The following is a 25,587-nucleotide window of genomic DNA, read 5'->3' on the forward strand; positions in this document are numbered from 1 at the left end:
TGGCTATTGAAATTGAGAGAAATACATTTATTTTTTTAAGAAATTCTTTTAATTTCAATATCAGGGCTCATCCTGACAAGGTTTTGATATTCATACCTTTCGTCACCTTTGATGGCGGATTATTCATTATATAATGAAAAAATTGGGATAAAGTTCAAAGCCTATGTGGTTTTATGGCTTCAATATTAACCCGTAATGATTATCTTTGCATCGATTTTTCTATAATTTTAAAGAAGGATACTATATGCTATCTTGCTGATTTTGTGTTTGTGAAGCATTGTGATTCCAGTGAGAAAACTTAAATATTTTAATAGATAATAAATTGGTATGAGTGCCGTTGAACTAAGCGAACAAGAAATTATCAGACGTAATAGTCTGGAAGAATTAAACAAATTGGGGATAAATGCTTTTCCCGCTGAAGAATTCGAAATTACACATTACTCAGAAGATGTTAAGAAACAGTTTGAGGAAGACGAGGAGGGGTTGAAGGATATTACTATGGCCGGAAGAATCATGAGTCGTAGGATTATGGGTAATGCTTCGTTTGCTGAAATCAAAGATAAACAAGGCCGCATGCAATTATATTTCCGTCGCGATGATATATGCGAGGGAGAGGACAAAACCATGTACAACACCGTATTTAAAAAATTGTTGGATATTGGTGACATTGTAGGCGTGCGCGGTTATGTTTTTAAAACACAAATGGGCGAAACATCCGTTTATGTAAAAGAATTTAAGGTATTAACAAAGTCGTTAAAACCGCTTCCCATTGTAAAAGAAAAGGATGGTAAAACATACGATGCATTTACCGATCCAGAAACGCGTTACCGACAACGTTATGTCGATTTGATAGTAAACGATCAGGTAAAAGATACTTTCCTTAAAAGAACAAAGATCATCAACACGATGCGTGATTTCTTTAACGAGAAGGGCTATCTTGAAGTGGAAACACCAATTTTGCAAGCAATACCCGGAGGGGCCGCTGCCCGTCCGTTTATTACCCATCATAATGCCTTAAACATCCCGTTGTATTTGCGTATAGCCAATGAACTATATCTAAAAAGGTTAATTGTAGGCGGATTTGACGGAGTTTATGAGTTTGCCAAAGATTTTCGAAACGAAGGGATGGACAGAACACACAATCCCGAGTTTACGGTAATGGAAATATATGTGGCTTATAAAGATTATAAGTGGATGATGAATTTCACCGAAGAAATGGTGGAAAGGGTTGCAATTGCCTTGCATGGAACAACGAAGGTACAGGTGGGCGAAAACATAATTGATTTCAAGCGTCCTTTCAAACGCATTTCGATGATTGACTCCATTAAAGAACATACCGGGGTGGATATTAACGGAATGAATGAAGAGCAGCTTTTGGCAGTGTGCGAGGATTTGGGTGTGGAGACAGATCCTTCAATGGGAAAAGGAAAATTGATTGATGAGATTTTTGGAGAGAAGTGTGAAGGTAGTTATATTCAACCTACCTTTATAACCGATTATCCTGTGGAGATGTCGCCACTTTGCAAAAAGCACCGCGAAAACCCGGAGCTGACAGAACGATTTGAGTTGATGGTAAACGGGAAAGAGCTTGCGAATGCTTACTCGGAGTTAAATGATCCAATCGATCAGTTAGATCGTTTCCAGGACCAGTTGAAACTATCCGAAAAAGGAGATGACGAGGCCATGTTTATCGATATGGACTTTGTGCGTTCGCTGGAATATGGTATGCCGCCAACCTCAGGTATGGGTATTGGTGTAGACCGGTTGGCCATGTTGATGACAAATCAACAATCTATTCAGGAGGTGCTGTTATTTCCACAGATGCGTCCGGAGAAAAAGGTAGAGGCAGATGGTGTTGAAAAATACTCGGAAATTGGAGTTCCCCAGGAATGGGCAGAGATTATCATTAAGCTGGGATATAAAAAAATTGAAGAAGTTAAAGAGGTGAAACCTACCAAGCTACATCAGGATATGTGTGGTTACAATAAAAAGAACAAGTTAGGATATAAAAATCCTTCACAAGATGAAGTAAAGGCTTGGTTAGCCTAACTTACACAAGCCAAAACCAAACAGGTTTTTGACTTATAATAAGTTAGTCGGCAAAATATTAATACATATTTTGAATTAAATAACAATCAAAATCTTACATTTTAAAAACCAATGGATTAAAAATTTTGCTTTCGTACCTTACGCCTAATGTTTTTACTTTTTCTGGAAGAATATGGGGGTAGGGTGTTAATCGGAAAACTTAATTTTAAGCAGTGAATAATCACATCTTATGGACGAATCATCTAGAATTGGTATAATTGGTAGTGGGAGTTGGGCTACGGCATTGGCCAAGATGCTCACCAACAATGTACTGGAATTTAATTGGTATTTTCGAAATTCTAAACATATAAAAAAGTTCAGGAAGTTTGGACATAACCCCAATTACCTTACTAGCGTTGATTTTGAGACAGACAAAATACATTTCTACTCTGATATTAACCATATTGTAGAAGAGAGCGATGTGCTTATTATTGCAATTCCGTCAGCCTTTTTAAAAAATACCTTAAGCGAATTATCGGTGCCGATAAAGGATAAGTTTATGGTGTCCGCGGTTAAAGGTTTGGTTTCTGAAGAAAATATGATTGTGGGTACGTTTTTGAACAAGTTTTATGATGTGCCATTGGATAGCATCGGGGTGATTTCCGGTCCCTGTCATGCCGAGGAGGTTGCGTTAGAACGACTCTCGTATTTGACTATTGCCTGCCAGGACGTAAAAAAGGCCCGGGCATTTGCTTCTTTTTTAAACTGCAGTTACATCAAGACTTCTATTTCGGACGATATTTACGGGACTGAATTTGCTGCCGTTTTAAAAAATATTATGGCGGTGGCCTCGGGTATTTGTCATGGAATGGGATATGGCGATAACTTTCAGGCGGTATTGATGTCGAATGGAATTCAGGAGATCAAGCGATTTGTGGACACGGTGCATCCAATTACCCGTGACATAAAAAGTTCGGCCTATTTGGGCGACTTGTTGGTGACGGGATATTCGCAATTTAGCCGCAACCGGACCTTTGGGACTATGATTGGAAAGGGCTACTCGGTTAAATATGCGCAAATGGAGATGTTAATGATTGCTGAGGGTTACTATGCGGTTAAAAGCATTAAAGAGATCAATGAAAAATATAAAGTGAACATGCCGATTACTGATGCGGTTTACAATATAATCTACGAGCGTATTTCACCATCCATCGAAATACGTTTGCTCACTGAGAACTTACGTTAAAATATAGTCCTTATTCATAAAAATCAATTTCACCATGGAAAATTTAAAAATTGATATCTCAAGAACTTTCGATTTTATTTCAGAAGAGAAAGTGAGCGGATACAAAAACGAGATTGCCTCTCACCTTAAATCTTTATACGAAAAAACAGGGAAAGGAAGCGATTTCCTTGGATGGGTAAACCTTCCATCCAGCATTGACGATGGTCAATTAGCCGATATTGAAGCGACTGCAGCCAGCCTGAAATCAAAAGCTGATGTTGTTGTTGTCATCGGTATTGGCGGAAGTTACCTGGGGGCCAGAGCGGTTATTGACGCTATGTCAAACAGTTTCGATCAGTTAATTACAGACAGGAAAAATCCTGTGGTAGTTTACGCTGGTCAAAATATAGGCGAAGATTATACCGCTGAATTGTTAGACCTTTTAAAGGATAAATCTTTTGCTTTGGTAGTCATCTCCAAGTCAGGAACTACCACTGAACCAGCATTGGCTTTCCGATTGTTAAAAGATTTGCTGGAAAGCAAATATTCGGCAGAAGAGGCGAAAGATCGTATTGTGGCCATCACCGACGCTAAAAAAGGTGCATTAAGAACTTTGGCAGATCAAAAAGGATATAAGACTTACGTTATTCCAGATGATGTGGGAGGTCGTTTTTCTGTGCTGACACCAGTGGGTTTATTGCCTATAGCCGTGGCCGGCATCGATATTCGTGGTTTGGTTAAGGGAGCACAGGATATGGAAAAAATTACGGCAGACGAAGCAGAAAACAGTGCTGCAGCCACCTATGCTGCCGTACGTAACGAGCTATACAAAAACGGAAAGGGAACAGAAATTTTAGTGAACTACCAGCCTAAACTTCACTTTGTAGCAGAGTGGTGGAAGCAATTGTACGGCGAAAGCGAAGGAAAAGATAATAAAGGTATTTTTCCTGCAGCTGTTGATTTTTCAACTGACCTTCACTCGATGGGACAGTGGATTCAGGAGGGTGTTCGTAACATCTTTGAAACTATTATTACAGTAACCAATGCCAATAAAACGGTTACGGTCCCAACGGATGAGGCCGATCTGGATGGTTTAAATTTCCTGGCAGGTAAACGTGTGGATGACGTGAATAAGATGGCTGAACTAGGTACGCTATTGGCGCATGTTGACGGTGGCGTGCCAAATATCAAGATTGAAATTCCGGAATTGAACGAGTATTACCTGGGTCAATTGTTGTATTTCTTTGAGATAGCTTGTGGTATCAGCGGTTATATTTTAAATGTTAACCCATTCGACCAGCCGGGAGTGGAGGCATACAAAAAGAATATGTTTGCCTTGTTGGAAAAACCAGGTTTCGAAGCAGAGACTGCAGCCATTAAGGCAAAACTATAGCTTACAGACTAAACAATACATATGGAGTTAAATAACATCTCGCCACCTGGATTTTTCAATTGGCGGTAAGATGCAATAGGCTCTAAAAAATAATTAAAGCCCGGGGATTGATTTCTTCGGGCTTTGTTTTTCTAATGATTTATCGCTTTCGGTTTTGTCACCGATGTGCTCATATAAAACCAGTCTTTTTTCAAGTAACTAAAACCTACCTTTTGGAAGAACGAAAACAGCTTTAATTTTGCTGTTTCTTCATCAAAAACGTCATCCTCGTATTTCATGGCTTTTGAAAATTCATCCAATTCACCCCCTGTTTTTCGCTTTTTCTTCATGGTGGTAATTTGGAATGGCTCCACTTCAACAGCGAGTACTGAAAACATGGATTTGAACCGACAGCAAAAATCTTCAATCACACTGGCGCCAATATTTTTTCCCCTAAACCCGGGAAGTAAATCCAGTTGGTGAATAATGCAGATGTTGCCCTGGATAACTTCTTTTAAATCGTTTTTAAATTCGCCGGTCTCCAATTTTACAAATTGTTCGCAGGGATTAATTAATTCTTCCTGTTGTTCCAATATTTTTATCAGCTGAAGACCTGCATGTCGAATCTGGTTCAAAAGTATGATGGTAAAACTGAACTGTCCAACTTTTAAATAGTCCCCGGACGATTTGTTTACCTTGATATCGGCTTTGTAATTACAAATATATTTGCCGTTTTTGTCTTCCTGTAAATCGGAAGTGAGGTGGTATGCAATGGAATAATCGAACGTGCTCATGTGAACTTGTATGTGTGTAAACACAAGATATCATTTATCTCGATTTATAACAACTTTTCTAAAGCTCAAAACTTTGGAAAAGTGCAAGGATTAAACGGATTAATAATATTTTTGTCCTCCTGATGAACTGGCGCCCGTTATCAGTATGGCCCCTTTGTTAATTTTTAGTTCCTTTCTCCCGTTGATACCTTTTGCTTGTAATCCGCCGGAAGAGGCTGTTAGGTCAAAAGAAAGTTCATCCGCGGAGTTTAATACCCCAATTTTAATGCCGCCCGATGAAGATTTAAACGACGAATTGCCCGTAAGCATGATCTCTTCGCCATATTGTCCCCCGCTGGAAGTGTAAAGATCAAGCGCCCCTGTGATGTTGTTTAGTTTAATGCTGCCGGAACTCGCCTTAGCTTTAACATGACCATGTATATCGTTAAGATGGATACTACCCGATGATGCTGTAGCTTTTATATTTCCTTTCACCAATTGTATGCTTTGGGAGCCAGATGAGCTTTCGCTAACAACATTGCCTTTAATGTCTTCCATGCTAATACTTCCAGAAGATAATTTGGAGATTACGTCTCCAGCAACCTCTACAATGGATTGGCTGCCTGACGAGGATATGCAAGTCAGGTCACCCCTTATATTATTAATTTTTAAACTTCCTGAGCTGGTTTTAGCTTCGAGATGGCTGTCAACATTTTCGACCCTAATGCTTCCGGAGCTTGCCTTGAGTTCAATCGTGCTTTGCCCGATATTGGCCACATACATGCTTCCCGATGAATTGTCGACATCTATATTGGTGTTGGTGGGCACCTTGAAATCAAGTACTCCTTTAAAAGAGCCTCTTAGCGTTTTGGGTCTTTCGATCCACACCACTAGTTTAGCGCCATTTTGTTTGTACTTGATTTTAATGTCATCACGCTGTTTGCTGGATTTAATTTCACCCTTAAAAAGAAGGTTGTCTGAGCTGTGGCTATCAATGTTTACGTTACAAAACGAACCGTTCACAACAAGGCTTGCCACGTTTTCAAAGTCTATTTCAGCTTGGTCGATAACTATATTCGCATGCCCGCTTACTTCATTGATTATGCAATTGTTCATACTTAAAAGCACAGCAGCAACGACAAAATAAATTTTTAGTTTTTGCATGATTATGAAAGTTATACTATTTGAATATTATAATGATTAAGGTATGCCGATAGATATTAGGTGAGACGCTTGTGAGTGAAGATAAGTTACAAGTACGCAAAAAAAAGTGACGGGGAAAATATTTGCACGTTGTAAATAATCTCCCTGTCGCTAAGAAAAATTTAAATGTCTTTAACCCAATATCATTCCAACAATAGTAGCAGAAAGAAGCGATGCCAACGTTCCTGCCAATAAGGCCCGAACACCTAACTGAGTTAATGTAACGCGCTGGCTTGGGGCTATTGCGCCAATACCTCCTATCTGAATACCGATGGATGCGAAATTAGCAAAGCCGCAAAGTACATAGGTAGCTATGTAAACCGATTTTTGTTGGGCAAAGGCTCCCGCCTCTTTCAATTCTCCCAGGCTCACATAACCAATAAACTCGGTCATAATCAGTTTCTCGCCCAAAACACGTCCTACCAGGTCTATATCCTCTTTGCAAACACCTATCAGCCACATCAAAGGAGAAAATAGATATCCCAGGATAAATTGCAGGTTCAATTCGGAATATTCACCATTAGTGCCATTCGCAATTATCTCGTTTAAACCGGAGTAATGACCTATTTTCAGGAAAATATAATTGGCCATTGCAATAAATGCAATAAATACCAATAGCATGGCACCTACGTTAACAGCCAGTTTTAGTCCTTCTGTGGTTCCGTTGGATATGGCATCCAGTACGTTTTTACCTATTTTCTCTTTGCCAACAATTACCTCGTTGTCAATTTTTTCTGTCTGAGGAAGCAGTATTTTTGAAATGACAACTACACCGGGTGCCGCCATAATGGAAGCAGCCAGCAGGTGTTTGGCATACATCACCTCCTGAGCAGGGTCTCCTCCGCCCAAAATTTTAATATAAACGGCCAGTACGCCTCCTGCCAGGGTAGCCATTCCTCCCGACATTACCAATAGCATCTCCGAACGGTTCATTTTATCGAGATAGGCTTTGATCATCAGTGGGGATTCTGTCTGGCCAAGAAAAATATTTCCTGCCACGGATAGGCTCTCGGCACCCGATAAGCGCATTAATTTGGTCATTGCCAAGGCTAAAACATATACCACCTTTTGAATGATACCGAAATAAAACAGAAGGCTTGTCAAAGCAGAGAAAAATACAATGGTAGGCAGAATAGTTACGGCGAAGTTCAATAGGGGAGACTCAATTTCTCCGGAACCAAAACTTTTAAATAAAAAGGCAGTACCGGCTTCTGTAAAGTTTAATACCTGAACAAAACCTCTACTAACAAACTCAAAAAAGGATTGAACAAAGGGGATGTTTAAAATAGAAATGGCCAATATCAGTTGAATAGAAACCCCGATACCAACCACCTTCCAGTTTATTGCTTTTTTATTAGTGCTGAAAACCCAGGCTATGCCAATTAAAACAATCATTCCAATAACCCCCCTGGCAACACCTGGAAAGGATATGCCACTGCCATGCGTTGTTTCAACAACCGAATTGGCCCAGGCGGGTTGTGTCACCGCCAGTAAAAGCATAGCAATGACCAGAATAAATTTTTTACTCATGAATCCCTGATGTATGAGGTTTATAATTGAATGTTAGGATGCACTTCTTTTTTGAATTTCGTCCCTTATTTCTGAAGCTTTTTCGTAATCTTCGTTACCAATGGCCTCATCCAATAGCTTATGAAGGTCGTCCAACGATTTTTTTGAATATTTTGACTCTCCTCCTTTGGCGGCATGCTCATCAACATCTAACTCCAACTCCTTGTCTTTGCTAACATCGAGCACGATACCCGCCGATTCGATAATTGTTTCGTACGTATAAATTGGACAATTGAAGCGTAAAGACAGTGCCACCGCGTCAGAAGTTCTGGAGTCAATTCTTAATTGTTCCCCATCCTTTTTGCAAACCAGCTCGGAGTAAAAAATACCTTCTTCCAGTTTATAAATAACTACCTCAATAATTTCGATGCCAAAAGCACGCGAGAAGTTTAAAAACAGATCGTGGGTGAGCGGACGGGGTGGTTCAAGTCCTTCTAATTTAATAGCAATAGATTGTGCTTCTACCCCTCCAATAATAATAGGAATTCTTCTTTCTCCTTCTTCTTCGGCCAAAACCAAAGCATACGCTCCCGATTGGGTTTGGCTATAGGACAAGCCAAGTATATTTAGTTTAATTTTCTTTTTGCTCATAGACTAACTTCGATATAGCGAAGACACGTAATGTTTATAATATTAAAACAAATATAACAAAATGTTTTTAACAAAGTTCGAACTTATATCAGCAGTTCAACAAAGCATATTGGTCAGTAGTCAAAAGTGGATTGTGATTTTGGGACAACTAACTTTTTGTAACATGGATAATGGTATAGTCAATTAAACCCGCAATATGCATTAGAAAATCTATTACACATTGAAATTGTTTTCAAAACAAGACACTCCGCTGCTTCGCTTCAACTCACCATAACGATGCGATGCCTCGTTTCAGTAAAGCCTTGTTTTATTGCACTTTCAATGTTCACGACGAAGTTCTAATGCATAATCCGGGTTAAAAGAAATATCTCATTTGTTATTATGCAGTCTTGTATGTTTTAACACGAAAGCGAATGTATCGACTAATGATACTTACAGCATTATCAGTTTTAGTATAGCCTAATTAGGTAATTTTAAGCGCTATTGGCCAATCAACTATTAACTAATCGTATTGAAATTCATGCTTTTAAATAAAATATTTTTGCAGGAATAAAATTAATGTGTACTTTTGCACTCCAATGTTTCTTGTGGGGCATGGTAAAGTGGCTGATTATGAGAGAGAAGCCCGCCTCCTGGATTAAATTTTTAAACAATTTGTGATGTACGCGATTGTAGATATTGCAGGACAGCAATTTAAAGTAGAAAAAGACAGCAAGATTTATGTACACCGTCTGGCTCAAGAAGAAGGAGCTGCTGTTGAATTTGAAAAAGTGATGCTAATCGACAACGATGGAACTGTTCAGGTAGGAGCACCAGTTGTAGAGGGGGCTAAAGTTACCGCTAAGGTACTTACACACGTTAAAGGTGATAAGGTAATCGTTTTCAAAAAGAAAAGAAGAAAAGGTTACAAGAAGAAAAACGGTCACCGTCAACAATTTTCTCAAATTCAAATTGAAGACATTTTAGTTGGATAATAAAAAATTAGAATAAGATGGCACATAAAAAAGGAGTCGGTAGTTCGAAAAACGGTAGGGAGTCCGAAAGTAAACGTTTAGGTGTTAAAATTTTTGGTGGCCAGTCTGCCAGAGCCGGTAACATCATCGTTCGCCAAAGAGGCACTCAGCATCACCCAGGTGACAATGTAGGTATGGGAAAAGACCATACTTTATTTGCACTTATTGATGGAACAGTAACATTCCGTAAAAAAAGAAACGACAGATCTTATGTTTCAGTTGAGCCTTTTGCTGCTGAATAAAAAAGATTTGTAATGATTTTAAGAGTCTCCTGTTTTTGTTACTTTCGTAACGGATTCAGGAGATTTTTTTTATCCGTAGACTAACAAACCAGAATACACGAAATATAATGCTTACGCTTAAATTTATCCGCGAGAACAAGGACGAAGTGATAAATCGTCTTAAAATAAAGCGCTTTGATGCTGCCCAGATAGTTGAATCTATCGTTGAACTTGACGATAACCGTAAGGCTACCCAAAGTGCGGTTGATCAAAAACAGGCCGAAATGAACACCTTATCCAAAGAGATTGGGATGTTGTTTAAGCAGGGGAAGGCGCAGGAAGCAAATGAGGCAAAATCAAAAACAGCCAATCTAAAAGAAGCCATCAAGGAATTAAACAGCCAGTTGAATGATACAACGGCTGCTTTAGATATTGAGTTGGTTAAGCTTCCAAATGTTCCGCATCCATCCGTACCTCAGGGAAATAGCGATGAGGATAACGAGATGGTGAAAGAAGGCGGTGTAATAAAAGAAATTGTAGGCGAGAAACTTCCGCACTGGGAGTTGATCGAGAAATATGATATTATAGATTTCAAGCTGGGTACTAAGATCACAGGGGCAGGTTTTCCCGTATATAAAGGTAAGGGCGCCCGGTTGCAACGCGCATTAATCAGTTTCTTTTTAGATGAAGGTGAAAAGGCAGGTTATTTGGAAGTGCTGCCTCCGATTGTTGTGAACGAAGATTCGGGTTTTGGTACTGGTCAGTTACCCGACAAAGAAGGTATGATGTATCATGCTACGGCCGATAATTTGTATCTAATACCAACGGCGGAGGTTCCGGTTACCAATATTTATCGCGATGAGGTTGTGAAAGAAGAGGATTTGCCCATTAAAAATATGGCCTACACGCCATGTTTTCGCCGCGAGGCTGGTTCATGGGGCGCACATGTCCGCGGATTAAACCGCCTGCACCAGTTCGATAAGGTGGAGATCGTGCAAATCTCCCATCCCGAAAAATCGTATGAAGCATTAAATAATATGGTAGCTCATGTTGAAGGATTGGTGAACAAACTAGGATTACCCTACCGTATTTTGCGTTTGTGTGGTGGCGATATCAGCTTTACGTCGGCATTAACATTTGATTTTGAAGTATATTCGGCGGCTCAAGAACGCTGGTTAGAGGTTAGTTCGGTATCCAATTTTGAAAGTTATCAGGCCAATCGTTTAAAATGCAGATATAAGGGCAAAGACATGAAAAAGCCGGAATTGGCGCATACCTTAAACGGAAGTGCTTTGGCATTACCTCGTATTGTGGCTGCTATTCTTGAAAACAACCAAACTCCTGAAGGAATTAAAATACCAGATGTATTGGTTCCGTATTGTGGGTTTGATAACATAAAATAGTAGACAATTTTATTTTTGTTCCCTGCCTGGACGGCAGGGGCAACATTCCTTAATTGAATGAATTATATGTTTATATTCAACACAACTTTTGTAATCAACATAAGCAAATTCGAAATGTGGGATAAGTGGGTCAGGGACACCTACAAGCCATTGATCAAGAACCTGATTCCTATGAGTGAGATAGGGATTTATGAAGTGATGGCAGCCGAAAAAAAAGAGGAGCGAACTGTTTCTGTGCAATGTAAGGTGGCGACACCGTCGGATCTGGAGGCTATTAACAAACAATCCCTTGTCGTACTTGGACAAATGAGCTCGGAATTTGGGCAGGATGCTTTATATTTCAGCACTATATTAAAATCTTTATAGTTAATTGAGTGGTCAAAGAACGCATTATATTAGGTGTTGATCCCGGTACAACGGTGATGGGCTATGGCGTTCTAAAGGTGCTGGGTAATAAAGCCACGTTGGTTTCAATGGGCGTCCTGGAACTGCAAAAATACGACAACCATTATATCAAACTCAAAAAAATATACGAAACAATTATCCGGCTTTGTGATAATTACCATCCCGACGAACTGGCGATAGAAGCCCCTTTTTTCGGTAAAAATGTGCAATCCATGCTTAAGCTTGGGCGTGCACAAGGGGTGGCTATGGCGGCCGCCCTTTCCCGCGACCTTCCCGTATTTGAATATGCCCCTCTAAAAATCAAACAGGCTATTACCGGCAATGGTGGCGCAAGTAAAGAGCAGGTGGCTAATTTCCTTTCGCGCTATCTTAAAATAGAATCAGAGCCTAAGTATCTCGATGCCACCGATGGTGTTGCTGCGGCACTTTGCCATTTCTTCCAGAATCAGAATCTAAAGACCGGGAAGTCGGTTAAAAGCTGGAAAGAATTCATCGGCAAAAACCCCGGAAGGATTAAAAAGTAGGGCATGGTTTTACCACCCCTCAACTTTCGCAATACTTAGTCTCCAAGTTTCCGGTATAACCCTGGAGGTATGAGTTTTAGGGTCATAGCCCACCATAACCGAACTGCATGTGGCTTTTATGGTACCCTTCTTGTCAACAATATGCTGTACCAGTTGCATACTTTTGTCACCAATCATTTTTATCTTGGTTTTTACAAACAACGTCTCATTTAAGAATATGGGCGCTAAAAAATCTGTTTTGATAGAAGCTACTACAGCACCAAATTCATTCCAGTTTACATGGTTGTCAAATACTTTATTAAAATAGCCTAATCGACCTAAATCAAAGTATTCCTGAACGGTAGCGTTATTTACATGCCCCAGGCCGTCAATATCATTAAAACGGATTTGAACCGGATCTTTGTGGTGGAATTCTATATTTTCTGTGCTCATTGAATAGTAATCCTTCGTGTTTTTTAGTGCCTTGGTGTTTTTTTATTCCCTAATAATTCTTACCTGACCATCCACTTCAAGTTTTACAATGCTTGATGGAGCAGGATTGTTGGTTTCATCCTGCCTGAACTCAACAATGTAGTCAACCCCATTTTTAACATCGTCAGAAATCTCACCAAAATGCTTAGGCGAAGGTTCCCCACTAATATTTGCTGAAGTTGAAACAATGGGTTTTTTAAATCTTTCGCACAATTTCTTTGAGAACTCTTCCTTGGTGATTCTTATCCCTACACTTTTATCTTCTGCCAATAAGTTAGCGGCCAGGTTTTTGGCATTGGGGTAGATAACGGTAATAGGTTTGGTGCTTAATTCAATCAAATCCCATGCGATCTCCGGAACTTCAGTTACATACGAATTCAGCCTGGCATCGTTATCCAACAATACCAACATGCTTTTGCTGTCTTCGCGCTTTTTGAGTTCGTACACTTTTTTAACAGCCTCTGCATTGGAGGCATCACAACCGATACCCCAGATCGTGTCGGTAGGATAAAGTATCAATCCACCCTGTTGTAAAACCTCAACGGCTTTTTTGATATCGTCTTGCATAAATGGGTCATTAGTATATTGGTTAATGGTCATTAGTACCTATTGACTAATGACCATTGACCAATTTGCTTTTTGTATAAGATGCACTGATTTCTTTGATAATAAAGTGTTAAAGACAAGGCTTATGAAGCTAGAAAAAACGTAGTTTAACATGTGTAAATGAGTATTTTCTGGCAAGCGTAACGCTGTATTTGACGCTTTATTGCAAAAAGATTTAGACTGCTACGTTGTTCTCACGCAGGGCATCATTCAACGAAGTCTTCTTGTCCGTCGATTCCTTGCGCTTTCCTATGATAAGTGCAGCAGGTACCTGGAAATCTCCAGCCGGGAATTTCTTGGTATAGCTTCCAGGTATAACTACCGAGCGTGGAGGAACGTAACCTTTGTATTCCACAGGCTCGTCACCGGTGACATCAATGATTTTGGTAGAACCAGTCAGTACTACATTGGCACCTAATACGGCCTCTTTTCCAACTCTACATCCTTCAACAACAATACAACGGGAGCCAATAAAAGCGTCATCCTCAATAATTACAGGAGCGGCTTGTATAGGTTCCAATACGCCACCAATACCTACACCACCACTAAGGTGAACGTTTTTGCCGATTTGGGCACAGCTACCAACAGTTGCCCAGGTATCTACCATGGTACCACCCTCAACATATGCACCAATGTTAACGTATGAAGGCATAAGCACAACCCCACTTGAAATATAAGCACCATAACGGGCTACAGCATGGGGAACCACACGTATACCTAGTTCGGCATAGTTCTTTTTAAGTGCCATCTTATCGTGGAATTCCATGGGGCCAGCCTCGATGGTTTCCATCTTTTGAATTGGGAAATAAAGGATGACGGCTTTCTTTACCCACTCATTTACTTTCCAATCATCACCGTTTGGCTCCGCAACCCTGATTTTGCCCTTGTCCAACATTTCCATTAACTCGCGGATAACGTCTTGCGTTTCAGTCTTGCTTAATAGATCCCTGTTTTCCCAGGCTTGCTCAACAACTTCTTTGTATTGTTCTAACATGATAGTACTTAATTTATAATTTGCTGCAAAAATATAATGAAAGCAACCTAATTGCAAATCATATGTGCCTATTGTATGATAATGTACAGGTAATATGTCTTCTGTTTTAAAATATGCTACCAATAGGTACGGTTGTTGTAACAATCCAATTAGGTTAAAGTTTTGTTAATCCCGTCTAATAAATATGTGTTGTTCCCCATTTGTTTCTATTTTTCGCTCGATTTCTGTTTTATGATGCGTTTGACTGTATTGGTTTTATTGATGCTGCCTTTTTGCTGGGCACATGCTCAAGATAGCCTGAATAACGAAGTTTGGGTGAAGCTATTTGTTTTTGACAAAACGGATGACAGGCCCATTGAGAACGCGCAGGTCATCAGTTATGAAACCATGCAGGTATTTGCTACCGATTCGATGGGTACTTTCAGGAATGTTTTTAATCCTTCAGATTCGTTAAAAGTATTTGGTTTAGGGTACGAAGCAAGGGTAGTAAAAGTGGCCAGGTTTAAAACAATGAGCGAAGGAATGGAGTTGAAATTGGCTCGGCGTACATATATGATTCGCTCGGTGGATGTTCCAGCAAAGCAAGAATTACATTTGCACTTACCCGAGGACATAAAAATGCGAAAGAAAAGTGAAACACCGATGGCGCTGCGAAGTAATGCTTTCGCGAGTAAGCCGCCAGTGTTGGCAGCGGTTATTAACCCAGTTAGTTATGTGCATTATTACACCAGCAAAAAAGAACGAAGAAAAAGAAACGCTATCAAAGAAATATCTAAAGCCAAGGATCAGGAGAAGATAAATGTTTTTTTTAATAGGGATGTTATAAAGGATGTTTCACGATACGTTGAAGGAGAAAAGCTCAACCACTTTATTGTGTATTGTAATGTTAATCTTAAAGTGACATCAAGAGATAATCCTATGATTGTAAAGCAACGTATTCATGATTTATTGAAAAAATTTGAGTCGGAGCTACAAGCCCGGAAAAATAGATAATATTAAAATGAAAACTAAATATTTTATATCAATAATTGCTTTGTTGCTAATCGTTTCTGTTTCTTTTTCGCAGGATAGGGAAGAAAAAACGTTTGGTGTTTATTTAAATGAATCGAATTCTAAAGATGCGGTGCAATACGGAGCAGTAAAAAATATAAAGACAGGGGAGGTTACCTTGTCGGATGATGAAGGATATTTTGAAATCTCAGGCACGGTTGGGGATACTTTACGTTTTCATAGTTTAGGGTACAAAGACGCCACTTGGGTAGTCCCAGGTATTTGGTTCTCAATGGAAGGGACCATAGAGTTAAAGGTGCACCCCAATATATACTCTTTGGGTGAGGTAGAAGTGGTCCGATACTACTCCTATGCGCATTTCAAGCAGGCTTTTAAAGATTTAAAGCTGGAAAAAACGGACACTGAAAAGGCGAAGGAAAAAATAGATGCCTGGCAGGATAGCTTTGCCGAAGCCGTTGCCTGGGGTAAGTCAGATGCCAAAGCAGCAAACGGTACTTTTGGTGTTGGTATTTCGTTGGGAGGCAAGGATAAGGTAGTAGAACAACGTAACTTGGTACACAGATTGGAAGATATTCAGTATAAAAGCAAGCGCTTTAATTATTTTGTTTCCCGTGAAAACATTATGCATCTGACCGATTACCAGGGTACCTGTCTGGATTCTTTTATGGTGTTTTTAAATACGGGATATAATTTAGACTATCAAATGCCCGAATATGATTTGTTGGCCTCTATTCTTCGGGCTTCTACCGATTTTAAAAATCTTAAGGGCAACGAAGAGTGGTTTCTATTTTCTGAAGATTGAGTTTTGTGTATACATGGATTTTAAAACAAGATCTACAAGAAATAATATAGCATGTCAATCCTGTCAATGAAAAGATGGATGTATATATCTGCCATACTCTTTGAGAAATTCTGTTGACCTCTCCAAAATCTTTGCTTATTTTGCGAATTGAACAAATGTAATCCAAGATGAGCCAGCAGTACGATTCGTTACCACAATTGGTGGCAAAATTTATCAATAATACCAGCCAAAATATATTTTTAACGGGTAAGGCGGGTACAGGAAAAACCACCTTTTTAAGAAACATTAAAAATCATACGCACAAAAGTGTTATTGTTGCTGCACCCACCGGAATTGCTGCCATCAATGCAGGGGGTGTTACATTGCATTCGCTTTTTCAACTACCCTTTGGTGCTTTTGTGCCAGACAACAATGGGCTGGCAAATCAAACTATTAATACACAAGTAAATACGCCTCGTACTTTGTTAAGCTCTTTTCAGATGCATAAAACCAAGCGCAATATGCTCAAGAAAATGGAGCTGTTGATTATTGATGAGGTAAGTATGTTGCGTTCTGATTTGCTGGATGCTATTGATTTGATTCTAAGGAGTGTCCGGCGACAAAGAGATGAACCGTTTGGTGGGGTTCAGGTCTTGTTTATCGGCGATTTGTTGCAGCTGCCTCCAGTGGTTAAAGATGACGAGTGGAGGGTTATTGGGGCTTATTACCCGAGTGCATTCTTTTTCCATTCGCAAGTATTAAGGCAGATGCCACCCCTGTACGTAGAACTGGAGAAAATATATCGTCAGTCCGACAATACTTTTATTGGCTTATTGAATAACCTTCGTAACAACGTAATGACAGATGCGGATGCGCAACTGCTAAACAAATTTTACAAACCCAATTACCAACAAAAAAGCGATGAGGGTGTAATATTGTTGACAACACATAATCGAATAGCCAACGACAAAAACTTAAAGGCGCTTCAAAGCATTAAAGAGAAGTCCGTTTATTTTAAAGCGGAGGTGATTGGCGATTTTAAAGAATACAGTTATCCTATAGAGCCTCAATTAGAATTTAAAAAGGGAGCGCAGGTCATGTTCACTAAAAACGATTATTCGGGCCAGCAAAAATATTTCAACGGTAAAATAGGAACAATTACCAGATTACACAAAGATGAAATAGAGGTCAGTTTTAACAACGGAGATGAACCTGCTATTGCCGAACCTTACATCTGGGAAAACAAGAAATACTCCATAGATAAAGATTCTAACGAAATTGAGGAGAGTATTGTAGGAACATTTAAGCAATACCCCTTAAAGCTGGCTTGGGCAATAACAGTGCATAAAAGTCAGGGCTTGACCTTTGATAAAGCCATAATAGATGTACAGAATGCTTTTGCACCTGGTCAGATTTACGTGGCGCTTTCAAGACTTAGAAGTCTGGATGGACTGATACTTACATCTCCCGTTCCCAAGGAAGGTTTTCAGGTGGATCCGTCTTTAAAAACATTTTCGACTTTAAAGAAAAAGCAAGCGGAGCTGGAGCCCATTCTTCAGCAAGAATCCAGAAAGTATTTTAACAGTTTTGTGATGCGAGCCTTCGATTTTTCGGGTTTAATGCAAGATTTAAGTTTTCATGTTTCTTCCTACACCAAGGATGCCAAGCGCTCTGTCAAGCAGCAATATCATTTCAAGGCATTGGAATGGATGAAAGCATCGGAACCATTGCGCACAGTAGCTGATTCTTTCAGGGCAGAGGTAAATCGTATTGTTAATTCGGGACATGCCAATTATCTTCCCCATCTGCACGAAAGGGTTAGCAGGGCAGCTGGGTACTTTGAGCCCTTGATCAAAGCCATTCACGATAACATCAGGGATCTATGTGCTGAGCTAAAAGGTGTAAAAGGGGCCAAAGCATACCACACGGAACTGGTTGATCTTTCCAATTTATTCTACGGACAATTGCAGGTAATCTATAAGGCACAATCTTTAATTAACACAGCTATTGACGGAACAGATTTTGACAGAAATGCCATTAGAAAGCCTGACTTTGCAGAATCGAGAGATAACCTGAATCCCAATAAAAAGAAAAAACTACCCAAGGATAAAAAGGAAAAAGCAGACACCAAGTTGGTGTCCTACGAAATGTACAAAGACGGTAAAAACATTCAAGCCATTGCCAAAGAAAGGTCACTAACCGAAGGAACCGTGGAAGGACATCTTGCCCACTATGTTCAGTTGGGAGAATTGGATGCGTTGGATTTTATAGGCCAGGGAAAACTGGCCATGATCGAAAAGGTTATTCATAAACTGGATACTTTTGCTCTGACTCCACTTAAAAAAGAGTTAGGGAATGGGTTTTCCTATGGTGAGCTGAGACTTGGCGTAGCTTATATGATTTCGCAGCGGAAGGATTGAAATATTACAACGAGGTATGGTTCAAATTTCCTATCTTTAGCCATAACTTTTTCTCTACGTGCCAACAACAAAACAAAACATACCAACCTACGGGTTAAGATCCTTTAGTCATCCGCAGCATGCCAGCCGGCATTTTCATGTGGAGCCTTTTGATGCCAACCGTCATTTTAGGGTGAGCTATCCGCACCGCCACGATTTTTTTGAGGTATTGTATCTCACAAAAGGTTCAGGATTTCATGTGATTGATAGTAGTGAGTACAAAATTGAGCCGCCCTGTGTATTTTATATGTCGCCCGGGCAGGCCCATAAAATCGAATTTTCAAGCGATATTGAAGGCTACCTTTTTATTTTTGCCGCCGAATTTTATCTGTTCGATAAAAACAACCAGAATCGTTTGCTCGAATTTCCTTTCTTTTTTAATATTCATCAGGACAATCCGCCGTTGCAATTGGTAGACCGATCAGATTGTGAATTTTTAAAACAATTGTTTGTTAAAGGAATTGATGAAGTGGGCAGAAAGGATGGCGGCGACATTAACCTGCTTCGTTCTCTGTTAGATACTATATTAAACTATACGGCCAGATTATATCCTACCGAAGAAGAAGGGGTGTCATCAGGGAAAGGGCATCTGATTGTGAAGCGGTTTTTTCAGTTAGTAGAGGAAAATTACCACAACAATTTAAACGTGAACCAATATGCAGAGTTATTGGCCATCACTCCCAACCATCTAACCCAAACCCTTAAGCAATTAACGGGGCGTACTTCTAACGAAATCATCCAATCGAAACAAATACTGGAAATAAAAAGGTTATTGGTCCATACTAACCTCACGGTTACCCAAATTTCCGACCAGCTTAATTTTACCGATCAATCGTATTTTACCAAGTTTTTCAAAAAGCAAACCGGTGTTACACCCATTGTTTTTAGAAGCGAATTTGAACGGTAATTTTTTATTCATTGTTTCTGTATATTTATAAATCCATGAAAAGTACCTAATAAAAGTGCTTTTTTACGATATTTGTTAATGTTTTTATCTGTTGATTTGTAATGTGAAGTTCTGTAACTTGCTAATCCGTTAAAGGGAAGCTGGTTATTTTACTCGTTTTCAGTGTTTATTCTAAAAATATTTAATATCTAAATTTATTAAAATGGCTAATTATTTTAATACTTTACCGTTGCGTGAGCAGTTGAATCAATTGGGAGTTTGCGAATTCATGGACAGCTCGGAATTTGCGGATGGAGTTAAGAAGCTTAAAGGCAAAAAAGTTGTAATCGTAGGATGTGGGGCGCAAGGTTTAAACCAGGGGCTTAACATGAGGGATTCTGGCCTGGATGTTTCATACACTTTGCGTGAAGCAGCTATCAAGGAGCAGCGACAATCGTGGAAAAATGCTACTGAAAACAATTTTGCCGTTGGAACTTACGAAGAAATGATTCCAACCGCCGATATGGTAGTAAACCTTACTCCTGATAAGCAACACACGAACGTGGTAACTGAGGTAATGCCATTGATGAAACAGGGCGCCACACTTTCTTATTCGCATGGTTTCAATATTGTTGAGGAAGGAATGCAAATCCGTAAAGACCTTACGGTTGTTATGGTTGCTCCTAAATCCCCGGGTTCGGAGGTACGTGAAGAGTACAAAAGAGGATTTGGTGTTCCAACCCTAATCGCTGTTCACCCCGAGAATGACCCGAACGGTGATGGACTTGAAATTGCAAAAGCATATGCCGTGGCAACCGGAGGTCACAGGGCTGGTGTGCTTCGCTCATCTTTCGTAGCAGAGGTTAAATCAGACTTGATGGGAGAGCAAACCATTCTTTGTGGTTTGTTACAAACTGGTTCTATTCTTTCTTTCAACAAAATGGTTGAAAAAGGAATTGAAAAAGGATATGCCTCTAAATTGATCCAGTATGGATGGGAAGTAATTACCGAAGCTTTAAAAATCGGTGGTATCACTAACATGATGGATCGTCTTTCAAATCCTGCTAAGATTGAAGCATTTAAAATTGCCGAAGAGTTGAAAGTTATCATGCGTCCATTATTTCAAAAGCATATGGATGACATCATGAGCGGAGAGTTTTCTTCTACCATGATGGAGGACTGGGCTAACGGAGATAAAAACCTATTGGGTTGGAGAGCAGAAACGGGTGAAACTGATTTCGAAAAAACGCCTGCTGGTGATGTGGAAATCAGCGAGCAAGAGTATTTCGACAATGGTACTTTGTTGGTAGCATTTGTGAAGTCTGGTGTTGAACTTGCTTTTGAAACGATGACCGAGGCAGGTATCAAAGAAGAGAGTGCGTATTACGAATCATTGCACGAAACGCCCTTGATTGCCAATACTATCGCACGTAAAAAACTTTTCGAAATGAACCGTGTAATCTCTGATACGGCAGAATACGGATGTTACCTGTTCGATCACGCTTGTAAGCCATTGTTAACCGACTTTATGAAAAAAGTGGAGACTAACATAATTGGCAAAAACTTTAACGAAGGCGTTGAGGGCAGTGTGAGCAACAAAGAGTTGGTAGATGTTAACGAAGCGATACGATTCCACGATGTGGAAATTGTGGGTGCTGAGTTGCGCGATGCTATGACTGCCATGAAAGCTATTATCTAAAATTGATAATTCATTAATGATATAAACCCTGTTTTGATGATGAATTTAAAACGGGGTTTTCCTTTATCCAAACTATTGAAAAACGATAGGAGTTTTTCATACAAAGAATGAGTGAATAATAAAAATAATAGATTCGGATTATCTATTTAATTATTCGATGATCGAATAAGTTAACAATCTGCGTCGCAATGATTTTGTCTTATGTAAACGACCACACAATCAGGTGTTTAAAAGAAGATTGGAAGGTATTGTATAAACATGCAGTTGACTTGTTTGAAAATGAAAAAATATACGTTTTGGAATTGATGTTGCGTTGAAAGCCTTGCTATTAGATGAAAGGTAAACGCATAATTTTGCGTTTATTCTTTTGGGGATTGAAAAAAAACTCTACATTTGTAATCGTTGGTTTCAACAAAAGCAAAGCGAAATGAATAATATTTTTTCACTCATTCTCATTGACGTCATTCTCTTGGTCATTACCAAGCGAACGTGAGAATGCTGTGCAAAAAATAATCATATAGGATATTTTGTATAGGCCTTTCTCACAGTGTTGAGAAAGGCTTTTTTTTTGCTAAATTTTTATGGGCATAGTTTGATTTTAAAAGTGTAAAAAGGTTGAATAGACATTAGTAAAGATGTGATGATCTTGTGTCTGGATACTTGCGATTTGATACTAAAAGAAATGAAGAATAAATTAAGAAGTGCAACAACTACCGAAGGCCGAAGAATGGCTGGCGCACGGAGCTTGTGGCGGGCAAACGGGGTTAAAGAGGAGCAATTCGGTAAACCGATGATTGCCATTGTTAACTCATTTACCCAATTTGTTCCTGGTCACGTTCACTTACATGAGATTGGGCAGGAGGTAAAAAAAATGATTGAAGCCCAGGGGTGTTTTGCTGCGGAGTTTAATACCATTGCGGTGGATGACGGAATTGCCATGGGACATGACGGTATGTTGTACTCATTGCCTTCGCGCGATGTTATTGCTGACAGTGTGGAGTATATGTGCAATGCTCACCGGGCCGATGCCATGGTTTGTATTAGTAATTGCGATAAAATAACACCCGGAATGTTGATGGCGGCTATGCGATTAAACATTCCGGCCATATTTGTTTCAGGTGGCCCTATGGAAGCGGGTAAAGTGGGCGATAGGGCGCTTGATCTGGTAGATGCCATGGTGATGGCGGCGGACGATTCGGTTTCCGATGCCGAGGTAAGTGCGGTCGAAGAAAACGCATGTCCTACTTGTGGTTCTTGTTCAGGTATGTTTACAGCCAATTCCATGAATTGTTTAAACGAGGCCATTGGTTTGGCTTTGCCAGGAAACGGTACTATAGTGGCAACGCATGCCAACAGAAAACAATTATTCGAAAAAGCGGCCAAAATAATCGTTGAAAATACGTACAAATATTATAGAGATGGCGACGAATCTGTTTTGCCAAGAAATATTGGAACATTCAACGCGTTTAAAAATGCGATGACCTTAGATGTGGCCATGGGAGGATCTACCAATACCGTACTGCACATTTTAGCCATCGCACATGAGGCAGGCGTTAATTTTACGATGGACGATATCGACCAGATTTCAAGGAACACACCCGTTCTTTCAAAGGTTGCACCAAACTCGCATTACCATATCGAGGATGTGAACCGGGCTGGCGGTATTTTGGGTATTCTTGCAGAGTTGGATAAAGCCGGTTTGTTGGAGAATTCTGTTTCCAGGGCGGATGGACTTACCTTAAAAGAAGCAGTTGCCAAATACGATGTAACTAATCCAAACGTTTCGGATGAAGCTAAGGATATTTATACGAGTGCCCCGGCAGGTATAAGAAACCTGACTATGGGATCGCAAAAAACACATTATGCCAAGCTGGATTTGGATAGGGAAAACGGTTGTATCCGTTCTGTTGAAAAAGCTTACAACAAAGATGGTGGTCTGGCTGTTCTTAAAGGAAATATTGCCGCAGACGGGTGTGTAGTAAAAACCGCAGGTGTTGATGAATCAATTTTTATATTTAAAGGAAAAGCCAGAGTTTACCAATCACAGGATGATGCTTGTGAAGGTATACTCTCAGGGGAAGTACAGGCGGGTGAAGTTGTCGTAATCATATACGAAGGGCCCAAAGGAGGGCCTGGTATGCAAGAAATGCTTTACCCGACATCTTATATCAAATCGCGTCACATGGGTGAGAAATGTGCCTTGATTACCGATGGCAGATTCTCAGGGGGAACCTCAGGATTATCCATCGGGCATATCTCACCGGAAGCAGCAGCAGGTGGTGCAATAGGGTTAGTTCAGACCGGCGATGAAATAGAAATCAATATTCCGGAACGCTCCATCAACGTGCTTGTTTCGGATGAGGAATTATCTGTAAGAAGAAAAGCCGAGGAAGCAAAAGGTGATACTGCATTTATGCCGGAGCCGCGCGAACGCCAAGTGTCAAAAGCACTTAAGGCATATGCACATTTGGTAAGCTCAGCGGATAAAGGAGCAGTAAGATTAATTTAGAAATTAGACGATTATACATCAGATAAGAGTCAGAGAAGTCGATGATCTCTTATCTCAAAGTCAATCAATCTATAAATATTATGGAACCACAAAGCCAATTACTCATGGAAAAGAACAACAAGGGAAAAGAGAGAATTTCCGGTTCGGAAGCATTGCTTCGGTCATTATTATGTGAGGGTGTGGATTTAATTTTTGGATATCCCGGAGGCGCCATCATGCCGGTGTATGATGCCCTTTACGATTATCAAGACAAACTTCACCATGTACTCACCCGCCATGAACAGGGCGCTGTTCATGCCGCACAAGGATTCGCTAGAGTTACAGGCAAGGTGGGTGTCTGTTTTGCAACTTCGGGTCCCGGAGCCACAAACACGGTAACAGGTATTGCAGATGCGATGATCGATTCTACCCCGTTAGTAGTTATCACTGGTCAAGTCGCCTCGCCATTGCTGGGTACCGATGCTTTCCAGGAGATTGATGTGGTTGGTATCACCCAGCCTATTACCAAGTGGAACTATTTGGTGAAAACTGCGGAAGAAATCCCGGAAGCTATTGCAAGAGCTTTTTTTATAGCCTCGACCGGCCGCCCGGGCCCGGTAGTAATTGATATAGCTAAAGATGCTCAGTTTGGAGAGGTGGAGTTCAACTATAAAAAGGTGAACCACATTAGAAGCTATACTCCGGTTCCACTGACCAAACCGGAATCAATACACGATGCGGTCGACATCATCAATTCTGCCAAGAAACCGCTTGCGTTGATTGGTCAGGGAGTAATCTTAGGGCATGCGGAAGAAGAGCTGAAGGCATTCCTGGACAAAACGGGTATACCTGCCGCTTGGACATTGTTAGGTCTGTCCGCTATGCCTTCCGACTATGAATTGAATGTAGGTATGTTAGGCATGCACGGTAATTATGGGCCAAACGTTAAAACCAACGAATGCGATGTGTTAATCGCCATCGGAATGCGTTTTGATGATAGGGTGACCGGTGATGTTAGTACCTATGCCAAACAGGCGAAAGTTATTCACTTAGAGATTGACCCGGCAGAGGTAAATAAAATAATAAGGGCGGATGTTGCCGTATTAGGAAGTGTAAAAGATACTTTGCCTGCCTTAACAAAGGAGGTGAATGGTAATGCATACCCGGAATGGTTGGCAGAGTTTAAAACTTGCGACAAGATAGAAAATGAAAAAGTCATTGCCAACGAGGTTTTCCCAACACAGGAAGGTTTAACCATGGGCGAGGTGGTTCATAAAGTATCCAAGGCTTTTAATGATGATGCTGTATTGGTAACAGATGTAGGTCAACATCAAATGATGGGCTCACGCTATTTTAAATTTAAGCAATCCAGAAGTAACGTAACTTCTGGCGGTTTAGGAACCATGGGATTTGGCCTTCCGGCTGCTTTGGGTGCTAAACTGGGTGCCCCGGAACGTGATGTGTGCGTTTTTATCGGCGACGGAGGTTTTCAAATGACTATCCAGGAGCTGGGAACTATTTTCCAGACTAAAGCAGCGGTTAAAATCATCGTACTGAACAATAACTTTTTAGGTATGGTACGTCAATGGCAGGAACTTTTCTTCGATAGCCGATACGCTTCAACTGAGTTGCTGAATCCTAATTTCCAGATGATTGCCAACGGATTTGGAATTGATAGTGCGTTAGTTGAATCCAGGGATAACCTGGATGAGGCGATTGACAAAATGGTAAAACATGATGGCCCGTTTTTCTTGGAAGTAAAGGTTGAGAAGGAGGGTAACGTTTTTCCAATGGTACCATCGGGTAGTTCAGTTTCAGATATTCGTTTAGAATAGTAGTATTTATTTCAGCTTAAAAAGATTGAA

22 protein-coding genes are annotated in these 25,587 nt (G+C 40.2%); 15 read left to right on the forward strand and 7 right to left on the reverse strand.

Translation table 11 applies throughout. From position 1 onward, the window contains the following. The first annotated feature begins 327 nt into the window (after positions 1–327). The 3 genes from lysS (at position 328) to ACT29I_RS19475 (ending at position 4,646) form a co-directional block, all read left to right on the forward strand. Positions 328–2,049 carry a lysine--tRNA ligase gene (lysS, locus tag ACT29I_RS19465; protein WP_430932895.1) on the forward strand — a complete coding sequence of 574 codons (1,722 nt, stop codon included), beginning with the start codon at positions 328–330 and terminating at the stop codon, positions 2,047–2,049. Positions 2,050–2,278: 229 nt separating this feature from the next. Continuing rightward, positions 2,279–3,274, forward strand: coding sequence for an NAD(P)H-dependent glycerol-3-phosphate dehydrogenase (locus ACT29I_RS19470; RefSeq protein WP_430932894.1), 996 nt, complete (start codon positions 2,279–2,281; stop codon positions 3,272–3,274). 34 nt (positions 3,275–3,308) lie between these two features. Then, complete coding sequence (locus tag ACT29I_RS19475; protein WP_430932893.1) at positions 3,309–4,646, forward strand: glucose-6-phosphate isomerase; 1,338 nt, start codon at positions 3,309–3,311, stop codon at positions 4,644–4,646. Between the two features lie 131 nt (positions 4,647–4,777). Here ACT29I_RS19475 and ACT29I_RS19480 read toward each other — a convergent pair whose 3' ends face one another. The 4 genes from ACT29I_RS19480 to ACT29I_RS19495 all read right to left on the reverse strand — a co-directional run bounded on the left by ACT29I_RS19480 (position 4,778) and on the right by ACT29I_RS19495 (position 8,761). Beyond that, entirely contained in the window at positions 4,778–5,419 is a 642-nt protein-coding gene (locus ACT29I_RS19480) for a hypothetical protein (RefSeq protein ID WP_430932892.1), read from the reverse strand. 99 nt (positions 5,420–5,518) lie between these two features. Beyond that, complete coding sequence (locus ACT29I_RS19485) at positions 5,519–6,562, reverse strand: DUF4097 family beta strand repeat-containing protein (RefSeq protein ID WP_430932891.1); 1,044 nt, start codon at positions 6,560–6,562, stop codon at positions 5,519–5,521. Positions 6,563–6,733: 171 nt separating this feature from the next. Beyond that, on the reverse strand, positions 6,734–8,131 hold the full coding sequence (locus ACT29I_RS19490; RefSeq protein ID WP_430932890.1) for a NupC/NupG family nucleoside CNT transporter: 1,398 nt from the start codon (positions 8,129–8,131) through the stop codon (positions 6,734–6,736). Between the two features lie 33 nt (positions 8,132–8,164). Beyond that, positions 8,165–8,761: a bifunctional nuclease family protein gene (locus ACT29I_RS19495; RefSeq protein WP_430932889.1), complete on the reverse strand. Its 597-nt coding sequence runs from the start codon at positions 8,759–8,761 to the stop codon at positions 8,165–8,167. Positions 8,762–9,420: 659 nt separating this feature from the next. On the opposite strand from ACT29I_RS19495, the gene rplU reads away from it, so the two are divergent. The 5 genes from rplU to ruvC all read left to right on the forward strand — a co-directional run bounded on the left by rplU (position 9,421) and on the right by ruvC (position 12,327). Continuing rightward, entirely contained in the window at positions 9,421–9,735 is a 315-nt protein-coding gene (gene rplU / locus ACT29I_RS19500) for a 50S ribosomal protein L21 (protein ID WP_430932888.1), read from the forward strand. 17 nt (positions 9,736–9,752) lie between these two features. Next, complete coding sequence (gene rpmA, locus ACT29I_RS19505) at positions 9,753–10,016, forward strand: 50S ribosomal protein L27 (RefSeq protein WP_430932886.1); 264 nt, start codon at positions 9,753–9,755, stop codon at positions 10,014–10,016. Between the two features lie 107 nt (positions 10,017–10,123). Next, positions 10,124–11,398 (forward strand): serine--tRNA ligase, encoded by a 1,275-nt coding sequence (gene serS / locus ACT29I_RS19510; protein ID WP_430932885.1) that lies wholly within the window; start codon positions 10,124–10,126, stop codon positions 11,396–11,398. 57 nt (positions 11,399–11,455) lie between these two features. Next, positions 11,456–11,764: a DUF4286 family protein gene (locus tag ACT29I_RS19515; protein ID WP_430932884.1), complete on the forward strand. Its 309-nt coding sequence runs from the start codon at positions 11,456–11,458 to the stop codon at positions 11,762–11,764. Between the two features lie 8 nt (positions 11,765–11,772). After that, entirely contained in the window at positions 11,773–12,327 is a 555-nt protein-coding gene (gene ruvC / locus ACT29I_RS19520) for a crossover junction endodeoxyribonuclease RuvC (protein WP_430932883.1), read from the forward strand. Between the two features lie 9 nt (positions 12,328–12,336). On the opposite strand, the gene ACT29I_RS19525 is transcribed toward ruvC, so the two are convergent. The 3 genes from ACT29I_RS19525 to ACT29I_RS19535 all read right to left on the reverse strand — a co-directional run bounded on the left by ACT29I_RS19525 (position 12,337) and on the right by ACT29I_RS19535 (position 14,398). Continuing rightward, entirely contained in the window at positions 12,337–12,759 is a 423-nt protein-coding gene (locus tag ACT29I_RS19525) for an acyl-CoA thioesterase (RefSeq protein WP_430932882.1), read from the reverse strand. Between the two features lie 42 nt (positions 12,760–12,801). Continuing rightward, the gene (locus tag ACT29I_RS19530) at positions 12,802–13,365 is read right to left on the reverse strand and encodes an L-threonylcarbamoyladenylate synthase (protein ID WP_430932881.1); all 564 of its coding nucleotides are present in this window, start codon (positions 13,363–13,365) and stop codon (positions 12,802–12,804) included. Between the two features lie 214 nt (positions 13,366–13,579). Next, on the reverse strand, positions 13,580–14,398 hold the full coding sequence (locus ACT29I_RS19535; protein ID WP_430932880.1) for a 2,3,4,5-tetrahydropyridine-2,6-dicarboxylate N-succinyltransferase: 819 nt from the start codon (positions 14,396–14,398) through the stop codon (positions 13,580–13,582). Between the two features lie 231 nt (positions 14,399–14,629). On the opposite strand from ACT29I_RS19535, the gene ACT29I_RS19540 reads away from it, so the two are divergent. The 7 genes from ACT29I_RS19540 (at position 14,630) to ilvB (ending at position 25,557) form a co-directional block, all read left to right on the forward strand. Beyond that, a complete protein-coding gene (locus tag ACT29I_RS19540) occupies positions 14,630–15,391 on the forward strand; it encodes a hypothetical protein (protein WP_444794180.1) in 762 nt (253 codons plus the stop codon). A gap of 7 nt (positions 15,392–15,398) precedes the next feature. After that, on the forward strand, positions 15,399–16,211 hold the full coding sequence (locus ACT29I_RS19545) for a hypothetical protein (RefSeq protein WP_430932878.1): 813 nt from the start codon (positions 15,399–15,401) through the stop codon (positions 16,209–16,211). 167 nt (positions 16,212–16,378) lie between these two features. Next, positions 16,379–18,610, forward strand: a complete 2,232-nt coding sequence (locus ACT29I_RS19550; protein WP_430932877.1) for a helix-turn-helix domain-containing protein — start codon at positions 16,379–16,381, stop codon at positions 18,608–18,610. A 58-nt stretch (positions 18,611–18,668) separates the two neighbouring features. After that, positions 18,669–19,556: an AraC family transcriptional regulator gene (locus tag ACT29I_RS19555; protein ID WP_430932876.1), complete on the forward strand. Its 888-nt coding sequence runs from the start codon at positions 18,669–18,671 to the stop codon at positions 19,554–19,556. Between the two features lie 202 nt (positions 19,557–19,758). Continuing rightward, a complete protein-coding gene (ilvC, locus tag ACT29I_RS19560; protein ID WP_430932875.1) occupies positions 19,759–21,234 on the forward strand; it encodes a ketol-acid reductoisomerase in 1,476 nt (491 codons plus the stop codon). 682 nt (positions 21,235–21,916) lie between these two features. Further along, complete coding sequence (gene ilvD, locus ACT29I_RS19565; protein ID WP_430932874.1) at positions 21,917–23,743, forward strand: dihydroxy-acid dehydratase; 1,827 nt, start codon at positions 21,917–21,919, stop codon at positions 23,741–23,743. 80 nt (positions 23,744–23,823) lie between these two features. Continuing rightward, positions 23,824–25,557 (forward strand): biosynthetic-type acetolactate synthase large subunit, encoded by a 1,734-nt coding sequence (ilvB, locus tag ACT29I_RS19570; protein ID WP_444794181.1) that lies wholly within the window; start codon positions 23,824–23,826, stop codon positions 25,555–25,557. Positions 25,558–25,587: the final 30 nt, after the last annotated feature.

It is taken from the genome of Saccharicrinis sp. GN24d3 (assembly GCF_052400645.1).
GTDB lineage: Bacteria > Bacteroidota > Bacteroidia > Bacteroidales > Marinilabiliaceae > Saccharicrinis.